Origin of the sequence: Micromonospora sp. GCM10011541, assembly GCF_042650725.1 — a bacterium.
GTDB classification, from domain to species: domain Bacteria; phylum Actinomycetota; class Actinomycetes; order Mycobacteriales; family Micromonosporaceae; genus Micromonospora; species Micromonospora sicca.
Window position 1 is genome coordinate 1 of sequence record NZ_JBHSBP010000012.1, and the last position, 12,821, is coordinate 12,821.

The 12,821-nt window shown below is 72.5% G+C and carries 12 protein-coding genes; 7 read left to right on the plus strand and 5 right to left on the minus strand.

Features of this window, described 5'->3' with window-relative positions; genetic code table 11:
• Nucleotides 1-162 precede the first annotated feature (162 nt).
• Complete coding sequence (locus tag ACFOYX_RS06950) at nucleotides 163-723, minus strand: NAD(P)H-dependent oxidoreductase (protein ID WP_322440505.1); 561 nt, start codon at nucleotides 721-723, stop codon at nucleotides 163-165.
• 142 nt (nucleotides 724-865) lie between these two features.
• Between ACFOYX_RS06950 and ACFOYX_RS06955 the strand changes: the two genes are divergently transcribed.
• From ACFOYX_RS06955 to mshC, 5 genes are all read left to right on the plus strand, one after another.
• Nucleotides 866-1,327, plus strand: a complete 462-nt coding sequence (locus tag ACFOYX_RS06955; RefSeq protein ID WP_322440504.1) for a MarR family winged helix-turn-helix transcriptional regulator — start codon at nucleotides 866-868, stop codon at nucleotides 1,325-1,327.
• A 159-nt stretch (nucleotides 1,328-1,486) separates the two neighbouring features.
• The gene (locus tag ACFOYX_RS06960; protein WP_109804443.1) at nucleotides 1,487-2,200 is read left to right on the plus strand and encodes a histidine phosphatase family protein; all 714 of its coding nucleotides are present in this window, start codon (nucleotides 1,487-1,489) and stop codon (nucleotides 2,198-2,200) included.
• Between the two features lie 112 nt (nucleotides 2,201-2,312).
• Nucleotides 2,313-2,897: a DUF3090 domain-containing protein gene (locus ACFOYX_RS06965; protein WP_109804442.1), complete on the plus strand. Its 585-nt coding sequence runs from the start codon at nucleotides 2,313-2,315 to the stop codon at nucleotides 2,895-2,897.
• Entirely contained in the window at nucleotides 2,894-3,712 is an 819-nt protein-coding gene (locus ACFOYX_RS06970; protein WP_322440503.1) for an SCO1664 family protein, read from the plus strand. Before ACFOYX_RS06965 ends, ACFOYX_RS06970 begins: the two co-directional genes overlap by 4 nt.
• Before the next feature lie 67 nt (nucleotides 3,713-3,779).
• On the plus strand, nucleotides 3,780-5,018 hold the full coding sequence (gene mshC / locus ACFOYX_RS06975; protein ID WP_322440502.1) for a cysteine--1-D-myo-inosityl 2-amino-2-deoxy-alpha-D-glucopyranoside ligase: 1,239 nt from the start codon (nucleotides 3,780-3,782) through the stop codon (nucleotides 5,016-5,018).
• 163 nt (nucleotides 5,019-5,181) lie between these two features.
• Here mshC and ACFOYX_RS06980 read toward each other — a convergent pair whose 3' ends face one another.
• Together ACFOYX_RS06980 and ACFOYX_RS06985 are read right to left on the minus strand one after the other, a co-directional pair.
• Nucleotides 5,182-5,973, minus strand: coding sequence for a GntR family transcriptional regulator (locus ACFOYX_RS06980; protein WP_322440501.1), 792 nt, complete (start codon nucleotides 5,971-5,973; stop codon nucleotides 5,182-5,184).
• Between the two features lie 132 nt (nucleotides 5,974-6,105).
• On the minus strand, nucleotides 6,106-6,975 hold the full coding sequence (locus ACFOYX_RS06985; protein WP_109802332.1) for a PAC2 family protein: 870 nt from the start codon (nucleotides 6,973-6,975) through the stop codon (nucleotides 6,106-6,108).
• A 260-nt stretch (nucleotides 6,976-7,235) separates the two neighbouring features.
• Here ACFOYX_RS06985 and metH point away from each other — a divergent pair, with 260 nt between their 5' ends.
• Entirely contained in the window at nucleotides 7,236-10,751 is a 3,516-nt protein-coding gene (metH, locus tag ACFOYX_RS06990; RefSeq protein ID WP_322440500.1) for a methionine synthase, read from the plus strand.
• A gap of 43 nt (nucleotides 10,752-10,794) precedes the next feature.
• On the opposite strand, the gene ACFOYX_RS06995 is transcribed toward metH, so the two are convergent.
• Both ACFOYX_RS06995 and ACFOYX_RS07000 read right to left on the minus strand, forming a co-directional pair.
• Entirely contained in the window at nucleotides 10,795-11,895 is a 1,101-nt protein-coding gene (locus tag ACFOYX_RS06995) for a tyrosine-type recombinase/integrase (protein ID WP_322440499.1), read from the minus strand.
• Complete coding sequence (locus tag ACFOYX_RS07000; protein WP_322440498.1) at nucleotides 11,882-12,532, minus strand: helix-turn-helix transcriptional regulator; 651 nt, start codon at nucleotides 12,530-12,532, stop codon at nucleotides 11,882-11,884. The genes ACFOYX_RS06995 and ACFOYX_RS07000 overlap by 14 nt, the downstream gene beginning before the upstream one ends.
• 102 nt (nucleotides 12,533-12,634) lie before the next feature.
• On the opposite strand from ACFOYX_RS07000, the gene ACFOYX_RS07005 reads away from it, so the two are divergent.
• Nucleotides 12,635-12,820: a helix-turn-helix domain-containing protein gene (locus ACFOYX_RS07005; protein ID WP_322440497.1), complete on the plus strand. Its 186-nt coding sequence runs from the start codon at nucleotides 12,635-12,637 to the stop codon at nucleotides 12,818-12,820.
• Nucleotide 12,821: the final 1 nt, after the last annotated feature.

Here is a 12,821-nt window from a genome sequence, read left to right on the forward strand (position 1 = left end):
GAAGCCACCGTGCACGTCGCCGCGATCAGCGAGTGGCTGTGACCGACTTCGACACAGGCTCTAGGGGCGGGTGGGGAGCTGCCGGACGGAACCGGCCGGGGCGGCAGGGAGATGGCCGCGGGAGGATCCCGCGGCCATCCGGCGAATCAGGTGGAAATGTGTTCAGCGATTGCGCAGCGGGGCGAGCGCGGTGCTCCAGGCCACGACCTGGTCGAGGGTGGTGCTCAGCGCGTCCTGCTGGAACTGGTTCGGCTTGAAGACGCTGAAGTTCTCGAAGTCCGTGAAGAGCGACAGCGCCACCTGGGACCGCACGTCGGCCATCTGGAGTTCGCCGGCGATCAGGCGCAGGTGCTCGACGGCGCGGGTGCCGCCGACCGAGCCGTAGCTGACGAAACCGACCGCCTTGTTGTTCCACTCCGCGTAGAGGAAGTCGATGGCGTTCTTCAGGGCACCCGAGGTGGAGTGGTTGTACTCCGGGGTGACCATCACGAACCCGTCGAACGACGCGATGGTGTTGGCCCAGCGCAGCGTGTGCGGCTGGGAGTACTGGCCCATCGACGGCGGGTACGCCTCGTCGAGGTGCGGCAGCTGGTAGTCGAGCAGGTCGATCAGCTCGAACTGCGCGTCGGCGCGCTGCTTGGCCACCTCGAGCACCCAGCGGGCGACGGATTCTCCGTTACGCCCCGGGCGGGTGCTGCCGAGGATGATCCCGATCCTGGTCATGTGTCTGGTGCCCTTCCAGTCCGACGGTCCTTGCCTGGCGTCGCCGAAGCTAGCGAGCGATTGCTTGACCAAGCAAATACTCATGGCCGACGTCACATCACCGAGGTGAAGGTTGTCCGGTCAAGCAACTAGGATGAATGGCATGTCCCGGACCTCCCGAGAACCCGAACCGCTCAGCCCCGCCGAGGAGGCGCTGGTCCGCTCCCTCGGCCGGGTCATGTACGTGCTGCCCCGCGCGATCGACGCCGACCTGGTGGGGGAGCGCCAGCTGCCCCTCACCGAATACACGGCCCTGATGCACCTGTCGGAGGCGCCGGGCCGGCAGATGCGGATGAGCGAACTCGCGGGGGCGTGCGAACTCTCGCTCAGCGGGATGACCCGGACCATCACCCGCCTGGAGACGGCGGGGCTGGTCGAGCGGGTCAGGTGCGAGAAGGACGCCCGCGGCTGGAACGCCGTCCTGACCGACGCCGGCTTCGCCCGCCTGGAAGAGTCCTGGCCGAGTCACCTGGCCAGCGTGCGGCGGCGGTTCCTGGATCATTTCGAGGGCTTCGACCTGGTCCAGTTGGCCCGCGCGTTCCAGCAGATCGGGACGGCCGACTGAGCCGGGCCGGGGTGCCTCGGTGGCGCCCTGCCCTCGTCCTGCGGAACAGCCGGCGCAGGGCGCATCCGAAGCGGCCACGGCCGAACGGAACGGCCGACACCAGGGGCGCGGCGGCCGCGAAAGCGACCGTGAGGGCGTACCCGGGCCGGACGCCCTAGGGTGGTCACCGTGGCGACCCTTCTCCTTCTGCGACACGGCCGGACCACCGCGAACGCCGACGGCGGCCTGGCCGGCCGGCAGCCGGTCGAGCTGGACGAGACGGGTCGCGCCCAGGCCACCGCGGTCGGGGAGCGGCTGCGCGGCCTTCCGCTCGCGGCGGTGGTGACCAGCCCGCTGATCCGCTGCCGGCAGACCCTGGACCTGGCTCTGCCCGAGGCGGAGCCGGTGGTGGAGGAGGGGCTGATCGAGTGCGGGTACGGCAGCTGGGAGGGGCAGCCGCTGAAGAAGCTGGCCAAGGAGCCGCTCTGGCCGGTGGTGCAGCAGCATCCGAGCGCCGCCGTCTTCCCGGCGGGGGAGTCGATGGCCGCGATGTCGGCCCGGGCGGTGGCGGCGGTGCGGTCCTGGGACGCCCGGATCAGCGCCGAGCACGGTCCGGAGGCGGTCTGGCTGGCGTGCAGCCACGGCGATGTGATCAAGGCCATCGTGGCCGACGCGCTGGGCGTACACCTGGATCTTTTCCAGCGGATCGTGGCGGACCCGGCGTCGGTGACGGCGATCCGTTACACGCCGTTGCGGCCCTTCCTGGTCCGGCTCAACGACACCGGCGGCGATCTGGCCGGGCTGGTGCCGCCGCCGCGCAAGCGGCGTCGACGGGCCACCCGCGCGGTCGACTCCGACGCCGCGGTGGGCGGTGGCGCGGGGGCGGCCCGGTGAGCCGCGTCGCCACGCCCGGGGCGCCGCGGCGTGGCCGGTGGCGTTTCGCCCTGGGCGGAACCACCGTCGGTGCGGTGCGCGACGCCTCCACGCGCCGGATAGGGTCGTGGGTATGACCCACCAGGTGCACGCCTTCGAGCCGCCGGAGCGGTTCGTCGCCGGGACCGTCGGCCCGCCGGGGGAGCGTACGTTCTTCCTCCAGGCGCGCGGCGGTGGCCGGCTGGTCAGCGTCGCGCTGGAGAAGGTCCAGGTGTCCCTGCTCGCCGAGAAGCTGGAGGAGCTGCTCTCCGAGGCGCAGCGCCGGTTCGGCGTGGACCTGCCGGAGACGACCCCCGCCGCCGGCGACAACGACCCGCTGGACACCCCGGTCGACGAGGAGTTCCGGGTCGGCACCCTGGGCCTGGCCTTCGACGTGGACACCGCCACCGTGGTGATCGAGGCGATCGCCGTCGGTGAGGCGGAGGCCGAGGTCGAGCTGGGCGACGTGGAGGACGACGAGGACGCCGACGAGGAGCCGGACGAGCCGGACGAGGACCTCGACCGGCTGCGGGTGCGGCTCACCCCCGAGGCGACCCGCGCCTTCATCGAGCGGGCCCGCCGCGTGGTCAACGCCGGCCGCCCGCCCTGCCCGCTCTGCGGTCAGCCGCTGGACCCGGCCGGCCATCTCTGTCCGCGGCACAACGGTTATCACCGGTGACCTCGTCGGAACTCCAGCCCCGACAGGACAGCGCCGTCGCTCTCCGCCTGCTGATCGACGGTGAGCTCGACCTCGAGGGGCGGCTGGTCGACGCCTCCAACACCACGCTGCGCGGCATCCTCAGCCTGGACGGGGTGACGGCCCGCTGCGTCTACAAGCCGGTACGCGGCGAGCGCCCGCTCTGGGACTTCCCCGACGGTACGCTCGCCGGCCGCGAGGTGGCCGCCTACCTGGTCTCCCGCGCCACCGGCTGGGACCTGGTGCCCCCGACGGTGCTGCGGGACGGCCCGTTCGGTCCAGGCTCGTGCCAGCTCTGGATCGACGAGCCGGCGGACGCCGAGCCGCTGGTCGGGTTCGTGCCGGCGGACGCCCTGCCGCCGCGCTGGTTCCCGGTCGCCGCGGCCCGCGACGACGACGGCGCCGCGTACGCCCTGGCGCACGCCGACGACCCCCGGCTGGCCCGCCTCGCCGTCCTCGACGCGGTGCTGAACAACGCCGACCGCAAGGGCGGCCACGTGCTGATCGGGCCGGAGGACCGGATCTACGGTGTGGACCACGGGGTGTGCTTCCACATCGAGGAGAAGCTGCGCACGGTGCTCTGGGGCTGGGCCGGCCGGCAATTGCCGCCCGACGCGGTGGAGATGCTCGACGCGCTCGCCCGTCAGGTCGCCGGACCGCTCGGCGAGGAACTGGCCGAGCACCTGACGATCGGCGAGGTCGCTGAGCTGGCCGCCCGCGTCGACCGGCTGCGGGAGAGCGGGCGGTTCCCCCAGCCGCCCGAGGACTGGCCGGCGATGCCCTGGCCGCCGATGTGAGCCGTTGTCGCGTTGATCACGCCCAGGGCGGCATCGGGCGGGTGGGCGGCTCGTTAGGCTGACGGTCATGGAGTCTTGGGTGGGACACGAGGTGCCACGGCTGCCGGGTGAGGGCGTGCCGCTGAGGTTGTACGACTCGGCGCGGCAGGGCGTCCAGTCCAGCGAGCCCGACGGCGCCGCCTCGATGTACGTCTGCGGCATCACCCCGTACGACGCCACCCACCTCGGGCACGCCGCCACGATGATCACGTTCGACCTGGTGCAGCGCATGTGGCGGGACGCCGGCGTGACCGTGCGCTACGTGCAGAACGTCACCGACATCGACGATCCGCTGCTGGAGCGGGCCGAGCGTGACGGCGAGGACTGGAAGGTCCTGGCCATGCGGGAGACCGCGCTGTTCCGGGAGGACATGGAGGCGCTGCGGATCATCCCGCCGGCGCACTACGTCGGCGCGGTCGAGTCGATCCCGGACATCGCCGACAAGGTCCTCGTCCTGCTCAAGGACGGCGCCGCATACCGCCTCGACGACGGCACCGGCGACGTCTACTTCGACATCTCCGCCGCCCCGGCGTTCGGGTACGAGTCGAACCTGACCCGGGAGCAGATGCTGGAGATCTTCCCGGAGCGCGGCGGCGACCCGGACCGGGCCGGCAAGCGGGACCCACTCGACCCGCTGCTGTGGCGCGGCGCCCGGGAGGGCGAGCCGTCCTGGCCCGGCGGCGAGCTGGGCGCCGGCCGCCCCGGCTGGCACATCGAGTGCGCGGTGATCGCGTTGAACCTGCTCGGCGACCGGATCGATGTGCAGGGCGGCGGCAACGACCTGCTCTTCCCGCACCACGAGTGCTCCGCCGCGCACGCCGAACGGCTGACCGGCCAGGCGCCCTTCGCCGACCACTACGTGCACGCCGGCATGATCGGCCTGGACGGCGAGAAGATGTCCAAGTCCAAGGGCAACCTGGTCTTCGTCTCCCGGCTGCGGGCCGACCGGGTCGACCCGATGGCGGTCCGGCTGGCCCTGATCAGCGGCCACTACCGCGCCGACCGGTCCTGGACCGAGGACCTGCTCGTGACCGCGCAGGAGCGCCTGGCGCGCTGGCGCCGGGCCGCCGCGGTCCCCGCCGGGCCGTCCGGGGCCGCGCTGCTGGCCGGGGTACGCGCCCGCCTTGCCGACGACCTGGACACGCCGGGCGCGCTGGCGGTCGCCGACGAGTGGGCCGCGCAGGCCCTCGCCGGCGTCGCCGACGACGCCCAGGGCCCCACCCTCTTCGCCGACACCGTCGACGCCCTCCTCGGCATCCGCCTCTGAGCTCCCCGCCTCGGCGCTCCGCTCGCCGCGGCAGCTGGGCGCCTCGGTGCCGGGTGGCCAAGCGGTTCGCCTTGATCGTCTGCGGTTCAGCGGCGGCACCGACGGCGTGTCACCCCCGTGCACCGCAGACGATCATGGAGGCCGCGGCGCGGGCGGGGCGGGGTCAGCCGAGGACCAGGCCGGGGTCGGGGTCCGGGTCGGGGGTGGGGGCGGGGATCTTGTACTCCTCAGTGAGGGTGGTCATCGGGCCGGGCCAGGTGGCCTGGGCGACCTCGATCGGCTTGCGGTGGCCGTCGTAGGCGACGTGCAGCAGGTGCAGCACCGGGGTGTCGGGGCGGATCTGCAGGATCTCCGCCTCCTCCCGGCTGGGCTGGCGGGCGCTGATGGTGTCCGTCGCCGTGGCGTACCGGCGGCCGGTGGCCTCCTCCGCCTCCTGGTAGAGCGGCCGACCGAACGCCTCGGCCCGCTCCAGCGAGGTACCGGCGGTGTCGGCGGGCAGGAACCAGGACGCGCCGACCTCGACCGGTGACTCGTCGGTGCGGACCAGGTGCCGCCGGCAGAGCAGCTCGGTGCCGTCGGAGACCCCGAACGCGTCGGCGACCTCGGGCGGGGCGGGGGCGCGGCCGACGGAGACGAGCTGCTGCTTGTACCGGGCGGCCAGGTCGGTGTGGTAGCCGCGGAAGCCGCCGTACCGGCCCCGGGCGAGCCGGTTGAGCCGGCGCCGGGTGCCCCGGACGTACGTACCGGAGCCGGGTTTGGTGATCAGGATGCCCTCGACCCGCAGCTGGTCGACGGCGCGTTGCACGGTCTGCTTGGCCACGCCGAACATCTCGGCGATGGCCGGGATGGACGGCAGCCGCTCGCCCGGCGCCCAGTCGCCGCGGCGGACCTGGGCCTTGAGCTGCGCGGCGATCTGCCGGTGCGGGAACTCGGCCGCGCCCGGGTTGATCTGCATGCCCGCCTCCTCATGACAGCTAGGTTCCTAGGATGCCCTAGCGGGTGTGACGGCGCCAGCCCGGACACGCCGAAGAAGCGGGCCCCGGACGACTCGTCCGGGGCCCGCTGAGCGACAGGGGGGAGGGGCCGGCTACCAGGAGCCGGCGGTCGGGCCGGCGGAGCCGCCGCGGCGGCGCAGGTACTTCTCGAACTCCTGGGCGATCTCGTCCCCGGTCAACGGGGTGATGCCGGCGTCGCCGACCCGCTCCTCCAGCTCGCGGACGTACTCGCCCAGCTCGGCGTCCTGCTCGGCGGCGCTGCGCACCCGCTGCTCCCACTCGGCCGCCTCCTCGGCCAGGTCGGCCATCGGCACCGGCAGGTCGAGCACCTCCTCGACCCGATGCAGCAGCGCGAGGGTGGCCTTCGGGCAGGGCGGGTTGTTCGCGTAGTGCGGCACGTGCACCCAGAACGAGACCGCGTCCACCTCGGCGCGGGTGCAGGCGTCGTGCAGCACCCCGACGATGCCGGTCGGCCCGTCGTAGCGGGTGGGGGTGAGCTGGTAGCGCTGGGCGGCCTCGGCGTCGGACGCGCTGCCGCTGATCGGCAGCGGCCGGGTGTACGGCACGTCGGCCAGCAGGGCGCCGAGCAGCACCACCCGCTCGACCTCCAGGCTGTGGCAGATCTCCAGCACCTGCTCGCAGAAGGTGCGCCAGCGCATGCTCGGCTCGATGCCGCGGATCAGCACCACGTCCCGCTCGGTGCCCTGCGGGCTGGCCACCATGAAGCGCGTGGTGGGCCACTCCACCCGGCGGGTCTCGCCCTCGGCCATGGTGATGGTCGGCCGGCTCACCTGGAAGTCGTAGAAGTCCTCCGGGTCCAGCTCGGTCACCTGCCGGGCCTGCCAGACCTGCTCCAGGTGCTCCACGGCGGCGGTGGAGGCGTCCGCGGCGTCGTTCCAGCCCTCGAAGGCCGCGATGGCGACCGGGGACCGCAGCACCGGCAGCCCGTCGAACTCGGTCACGCCGTCACCTCGCACTGCTCGTCGGGAGCGGCGCCGGGCCGTTGCCCCGACGTCCGCCCGCCGGGCACGGTGGTGTCCCTGATGTCCTTCACGTCCGTCAGCCTACGTGCCGGCAGGGGATGCGGCCCGCCGGCCGCGCCGGTCGCGGGTCGGACCAGCCGCGCCAAACAGTCAAACCGGACTCGGTGATCCCGCTGACAGTATGTGGGAAGGCCAGCATGGCTCGACCAGGGCGCGAGACGTCGCACTAACCTGGCCCTGTGCGGACTTCGTTGCTGGATGTGCTCGCGGACCGGATCCTCATCGCCGACGGGGCGATGGGGACGATGCTGCAGGCGGCCGACCTGACCCTCGACGACTTCGAGGGGCTGGAGGGCTGCAACGAGATCCTCAACGTCACCCGGCCGGACGTCGTCCGCGGGGTGCACGACGCCTACCTGGCGGCCGGCGCGGACTGCGTCGAGACCAACACCTTCGGCGCGAACCTCGCCAACCTCGGCGAGTACGACATCCAGCACCGGATCCGGGAGCTCTCCGCGGCGGGCGCGCGGATCGCCCGGGAGGCCGCCGACGCGTACGCCACCCCGGAGCGGCCCCGCTTCGTGCTCGGCTCGATCGGCCCGGGCACCAAGCTGCCCACCCTCGGGCACGCCGCGTACGCCACCCTGCGGGACGCGTACCAGGAGAACGCCGCCGGCCTGATCTCCGGCGGCGCGGACGCGCTGATCGTGGAGACCTGCCAGGACCTGCTCCAGGTGAAGGCCGCGGTGGTCGGCTCGCATCGGGCGATGGCCGAGACCGGGCGGAAGGTCCCGCTGATCTGCCACGTCACCGTGGAGACCACCGGCACCATGCTGTTGGGCAGCGAGATCGGCGCGGCGCTCACCGCGATCGAGCCGCTCGGCGTGGACCTGATCGGCCTGAACTGCGCGACCGGCCCGGCGGAGATGAGCGAGCACCTGCGCTACCTCTCCCAGCACGCCCGGGTGCCGCTGTCGGTGATGCCCAATGCCGGCCTGCCGCAGCTGACCTCCGACGGCGCGGTCTACCCGCTGACCCCGGTGGAGCTGGCCGACGCCCTCGAGCGCTTCGTCACCGAGTACGGCGTCTCGCTGATCGGCGGCTGCTGCGGCAGCACGCCGGAGCACATCCGGGTGGTGGCGGAGCGGCTGCACGGCGCCCGCCCCGGCCCCAGGGAGCCGCGGCAGGACGCCGGCGTCTCCTCGATCTACCACCATGTGCCGTTCGCCCAGGACGCCAGTGTGCTGATGGTGGGGGAGCGGACCAACGCCAACGGCTCGAAGGCGTTCCGCGAGGCGATGCTCGCCGCCGACTGGCAGGCCTGCGTGGAGATCGCCCGTAGCCAGGCCCGGGACGGCTCGCACCTGCTGGACCTGTGCGTCGACTACGTGGGCCGGGACGGCACGCAGGACATGCGTGAGCTGGCCGGCCGGTTCGCTACCGCCTCCACGCTGCCGATCGTGCTGGACTCGACGGAGCCGCCGGTGATCGAGGCCGGGCTGGAGATGCTCGGCGGACGCTGCGTCGTCAACTCGGTGAACTTCGAGGACGGCGACGGCCCGGAGTCCCGCTACGCCCGGGTGATGCCGGTGGTCGCCGAGCACGGCGCCGCCGTGGTCGCCCTCCTGATCGACGAGGAGGGTCAGGCCCGTACGAAGGACTGGAAGGTCCGGGTCGCGAGCCGGCTGATCGAGGACCTGACGACCCGGTGGGGGCTGCGCCGCTCGGACATCCTGATCGACGCGCTGACCTTCCCGATCGCCACCGGCCAGGAGGAGACCCGCCGGGACGGCATCGAGACCATCGAGGCGATCCGGGAGATCGCCGCCCGCTACCCGGGGGTGAACTTCACCCTGGGCATCTCCAACATCTCCTTCGGGCTCAATCCGGCGGCCCGGCAGGTGCTCAACTCGGTCTTCCTGCACGAGTGCGTGCAGGCCGGGCTGACCTCGGCGATCGTGCACGCCAGCAAGATCCTGCCGATGTCGAAGATCCCCGAGGAGCAGCGGGAGGCGGCCCTCGACCTGGTCTACGACCGGCGTCGCGAGGGGCACGACCCGGTGCAGCGGTTCATCGAGATCTTCGAGGGGGTGGACGCCGCGTCGGCGCGGGCCACCCGGGCCGAGGAGCTGGCCGCGCTGCCGCTGGACGAGCGGCTGAAGCGGCGGATCATCGACGGGGAGCGCAACGGCCTGGAGGCCGACCTGGACGCGGCGATGGCCGGCGGCCGGTCGCCGCTGTCCATCATCAACGACCTGCTGCTCGACGGCATGAAGGTGGTCGGCGAGCTGTTCGGCTCCGGCCAGATGCAGCTGCCGTTCGTGCTCCAGTCCGCCGAGGTGATGAAGACGGCGGTGGCCTACCTGGAGCCGCACATGGAGAAGGCCGACGACGGCGGCAAGGGCCGGATCGTGCTCGCCACCGTCAAGGGCGACGTGCACGACATCGGCAAGAACCTGGTCGACATCATCCTGTCCAACAACGGCTACGAGGTCGTCAACATCGGCATCAAGCAGCCGATCAACGCCATCCTCGACGCGGCCGAGCAGCACCGGGCCGACGCGATCGGCATGTCCGGGCTGCTGGTCAAGAGCACCGTCATCATGAAGGAGAACCTGGCGGAGATGGCCACGCGCGGGGTCGCCGAGCGCTGGCCGGTCCTGCTCGGCGGGGCGGCGCTCACCCGGGCGTACGTCGAGGACGACCTCCGGTCGGTCTTCCCCGGCCAGGTGCACTACGCCCGCGACGCGTTCGAGGGGCTGTCCCTGATGGACCGGGTGATGACGGCCAAGCGCGGCGGCGCGCCCGTCGTCGACCCGGAGCGGGAGGCGGCCCTGGCCGCCCGGCGGGCGCGGCGGGAGAAGCAGCGGGCGATGGTCAGCGAGGCGCTGCCGGAGCTGGACGATGCCTCGGTCCGCTCCGATGTGGCCACCGACGTGGCGGTGCCCACCCCGCCGTTCTTCGGCACCCGGGTGGTCAAGGGCGTGCCGCTGGCCGACTACGCGGCGCTGCTCGACGAGCGGGCCACCTTCCTCGGCCAGTGGGGGCTACGCGGCGCCCGGGGCGGCACGGGACCGTCGTACGAGGAGCTGGTGGAGACCGAGGGGCGGCCGCGGCTGCGGTACTGGCTGGACCGGCTGATCGCCGACCAGGTCCTCGAGGCCGCGGTGGTGTACGGCTACTTCCCGGCGTACTCCGAGGGCAACGACCTGGTGGTGCTGGACAAGAACGGCAACGCGGAGCGGGCCCGGTTCTCCTTCCCGCGGCAGCGGCAGGAGCGGCGGCTCTGCCTGGCCGACTTCTTCCGTCCCAAGGGCGACGAGCTGGACGTGGTGGCGTTGCAGCTGGTCACCGTCGGGCAGCCGATCAGCGAGTACACGGCGAAGATGTTCGCCGCCAACTCCTACCGCGACTATTTGGAGGTGCACGGGCTCTCGGTGCAGCTCACCGAGGCCCTGGCGGAGTACTGGCACCGGCGGATCCGCACCGAGCTGACCCTGCCGGGTGGGCGGACGGTGGCCGAGGACGATCCGGCGGACCTGGCCGGCCTGCTGCGCACCGACTACCGGGGCTGCCGGTACGCGTTCGGCTATCCGGCGTGCCCGGATCTGGAGGACCGGGCGAAGATCGTGAAGCTGCTGGGCGCCGAGCGGATCGGCGTGCAGCTGTCCGAGGAGTTCCAGCTGGTGCCGGAGCAGGCCACCGACGCCATCGTGGTGCACCACCCGGAGGCGAACTACTTCAACGCCAAATAGCGGGTGGTGGCCGCGCACGGCGTCTGAGCTGCGCAAACATAGATCAGCCTTCCATCGCGGGGCGCAAGCGGGGCACATCGCGCCGGAACACGTCATCGATCGCCTGCCGCGTCCGGTCGTCGTCCTCCGGCCAGAGGTGCGCGTAGACCCGCAGCGTCATCGCCGGGTCGGCGTGGCCCAGCCGCTCGGCGACCGCCTTCGGGTTGTGGCCGGCACCGATCAGCACGCTGGCGAAGAAGTGCCGCAGGTCGTGGCAGGTCACCTCGGGCAGCCCGGCCGCCGTCCGGGCTGGCCCCCAGACGTCGCGGTTGAACCGGTTGCGGTGCAGCGGCTGCCCGTCGTCGTCGCGGAAGACGTACGCCGCGCCGGCGGCCGGGTACGCCGCCAGGTGCGCGGCGAGCGCGTCGACGACGACCTGGCCGACGGGCAGCGTCCGGTAGCTCGACCGGTTCTTCAGCGGTCCGACCTCCACCCCGCCGCCGGCCGCCGGCTGCAGCTGCCGCTCAACGGTCAGCGTCCGGCGCAGGAAGTCAACGTCGGCCACCTGCAGGCCGAACAGCTCGCCCTGCCGCAGCCCGGACGCCGCGCCGACCACGACCAGCGCCCGGTACCGAGCGGGCACCGCGGCGGCCAGCTGGTCGACCTGGTCGACGGTCAGCGGCGTGATCTGCTGGCGGGGCAGCTCGGGCAGCTTGATCCGGTCCGCCGGGTCGTAGGGGATCAGCCGGTCACGCACCGCCGCCGACAGGATCGCCCGCACGGTGGCCCAGATCGGTCGCACTGAGGACGGGGCGACTGCCAGGCCGGTCACGAATGCCTGTAGCTCGCTGGCGCGCAGCTGTGCCAGCGGCCGGCCGCCGATGGCCGGGTAGACGTGCTTCGTCAGCTGCGACCGGGTACGCGCCGCGGTGTTCGGCCGGTGCGGCTGCATGGCCCGCCACTGCTCGGCGTACACCTCGAAGGTGGTCCGGCCGGCCTTCGGGTCGACGTACTGGCCGGTATTGAGCTTGTGCTCGACCTCGGCGCGGTAGCGGTCTGCGTCGACCTTCCGGGTGAACGACTTCTTGCGCTGCCGGCCGGCCTCGTCGCGCCACCGGCAGACGTAGCCGGGGCGGCCGTCCTTGCGGCGCTCAACGCTCGCCATTGTCGTCCCCGATCAGCGCCTCCACCTCGGCGACCAGACGGCGTAGCCGGGCCCGCAGGCCCGCCGGGGTGCTCGGGTTGGGACCGAACTTGGCAGCCATGCGCGGACTCCGCGCGGCCAGCTCGTCCTCACGTTCGTAGACCTCGGGGTGCTCAGCCCGGTCGAGCATGGCCCGGACGCTGGCGAGCACGTCCTGCGCGGCCCGGGCCGCGGTGTGGTCGTCCCGTAGCCGCTCACTGGCCGGCAGCGCGTGCCGGCGGAAGTCGTCGAGACCCTCGGCGTAGCTGCGCTCTCCGTGCCCGAGCGCGATCTCGCCGGGCAGGAGCTGCTGCTGCCCGCGTGCCCACGGCCACGCCTGCCGGGGGATAGCCGAGACGGCCGGAGTCAGCGCGATCGCTTCACCGCTGTCATCGGCGGGCAGCAGCAGCCGGTTTGGGTTCACGCCGAGCGCGATGGCGAGCGCGACCAGGTCGCCGACGTCCACCCGCCGCGTGCCGTCTTCGATCTTCGTGATGCCGGACGGCAGGATCGGCCGCCCCAGCTGGCCGAGCAGGGCCGACAGCGAGCGCACGGTGTGGCGTCGCTGCTCCCGCAGCTGCCGCACGTTGGCGCGTACCACGTCCTCGGGTGTTTCCATGATGCAAACGGTACCCACCGTTTGACGAACACGCAACCGTGCACGCATACTCACGCCAGCCGGTTCCGAATCACAGTCGTGTGATTCCAGAAGGGAAACGCCGTGAGTAAGCTGCCGTTGGCGACGCCCGAAGAGGTCGCCGAGTACATGCGCAAGCCGGTCCGGACGCTGGAGCAGTGGCGGTACCGCGGCAAGGGCCCGCGCTTCGTGAAGGTCGGCCGAGACGTCCGTTACCGCTGGGAAGACGTCGACGCCTACCTCAACCGGCCCGAGCAGACGGCCGCCTGAC